Raw genomic sequence first — 1657 nt, 5'->3', positions numbered from 1 at the left:
GCGTCGCGGTCCAGGCCGCGAGCAGCGCGGGGTCCGCGGCGGCCAGCACGGCCGCGCGGAGCTGCCCGTCGACCAGCCGGCGCAGTCGGGCCACTCCCGGCGCGTCCGACCCGGGCAGCAGGGGCCCCTGGTACGCCTGGAGCGCCCCCGCCGGGTCGCCGCGTTCCAGCAGATCGGTGACGGTACGGAAGTCGGCGCGCACGCTCCCGCGCAGCCGGTACGGGCGGGAGTCGAGCAGCTCCGGGCCGAGCGCCCGGCGCAGCCGGGACAGTTCGGCGCGCAGGGTGACCGGGTGCAGCCGGTCGTCGCCGTAGAGGTCGAGGCCGAGCTGTTCCCCGGTACGCCCCTCGGGGTGGTCGAGGAGCAGCACCAGCAGCTCGCTGTGCCGGCGGCCGAGCCGGATCCGGCGCCCGCCGACGCGCAGCTCCGCCTCGTCGCGGCCGAGGGCGGCCACGTGCACCACGTCCGGTTCGATCGGCGCGGCGCTGGCCAGGAACGCCTCGGCCGCCCGGGCGGTGGCCCGGACCAGGGCGAGACTCTGCGGGTTGGCGAGATGGTCGCCGCCGGTGATGTCGACGGCGCCGAGCAGCCGCCCGGTCGTCGGGTCGTGGATGGGGGCGGCGGCGCAGGTCCAGCGCTGCACCGGCCGGACGAAGTGCTCGGTGGCGAAGATCTGCACACTGTGGTCGATCGCGAGGGCGGTGCCGGGGGCGTTGGTGCCGGCGTGCGCCTCGTCCCACCGGGCGCCGGGGAGGAAGTTCATCCGCTCGGCGTGTCGGAGCACTCCGGGATGTCCCTCCACCCAGAGCAGCCGCCCGTACGCGTCGCAGACCGCCATCAGGTGCGCGCCGTCCTGCGCGATGCCACCGAGCAGGTCCCGGAACAGGGGCAGCACCCGGGCGAGCGGGTGGGCGGCGCGGTAGCTCTCCAGGGCGTTGTCGGTCAGGTCGACCGGGGCGGTGGCTTCCGGGTCCAGCAGCGCCCCGGCGGAGCGTCGCCAGGACTCGGCGACCACCTCACGGACCCGCGGCGCCGCGCCGGCGTTGACGAACGCTTCATGGGCGGCACCGATCTGCGCGATCCGCTCCGCAGGATCGGCGCCGAACTCCAGGGCGAGCCACGGGTCAGCCATCGGGCGACCTCCTCGCGCCCATCGTGACCCAGCTCACCCCCCGTCGCCAAGCCGCCCGCCCATCTTGTCATTGACAAGTTAGCGGGTCAGGCACAAACTTGTCATCGACAAGATGAACGGGGTCAACGCCGGGGAGGACGACATGGAACCGAAGATGGTCCGGCAGCTGTGGCACCTGATCGAGCCGGTGCACGCGCTGGTCTACTACGCGCCGGAGCTGACCGAGGAGGCGGCGGCCCTCGGCCTGCCGACCGATGAGCGCTGGCCCGGATACTTCGCGCTGCGTTCCGCCCCGCTCGGCGCGGTCGGGCCGGAACTGGTCACCGCCACCTACTACAGCTTCAGCCCTCGGATGGTCGCCGAGTACGTGCCGGCGATCTGGTCGACCGCCGACCCGGTGAAGGTCCTCGACGCCCGGCTGTCCGGCGTGGACCGGGCGCTGCGCGCCCTGCTCGGCGACCGGGTCGACAGCCCGGAACTGGCCGAGGCCGCGGCGCTCGCCCGGTCCACGCCGGACAGCCGGGC

General features: G+C 74.6%; 2 protein-coding genes. One reads left to right on the top strand and one right to left on the bottom strand.

What is annotated here, in order from left to right; all coding sequences use genetic code 11:
* A partial coding sequence (locus DKL51_RS32505) for a GAF domain-containing protein (RefSeq protein WP_124813162.1) occupies nt 1–1132 on the bottom strand: 1132 nt, incomplete at its 3' end.
* 112 nt (nt 1133–1244) lie between these two features.
* Here DKL51_RS32505 and DKL51_RS32500 point away from each other — a divergent pair.
* Nucleotides 1245–1657 (top strand): SCO6745 family protein (locus tag DKL51_RS32500; protein WP_438819686.1); only part of this gene is annotated, 413 nt, incomplete at its 3' end.

This window comes from Micromonospora globispora (assembly GCF_003857015.1).
GTDB lineage: Bacteria > Actinomycetota > Actinomycetes > Mycobacteriales > Micromonosporaceae > Micromonospora > Micromonospora globispora.
Note: the sequence above shows the minus strand (reverse complement) of the source record. Positions and strands in the feature narration are given on the sequence as shown.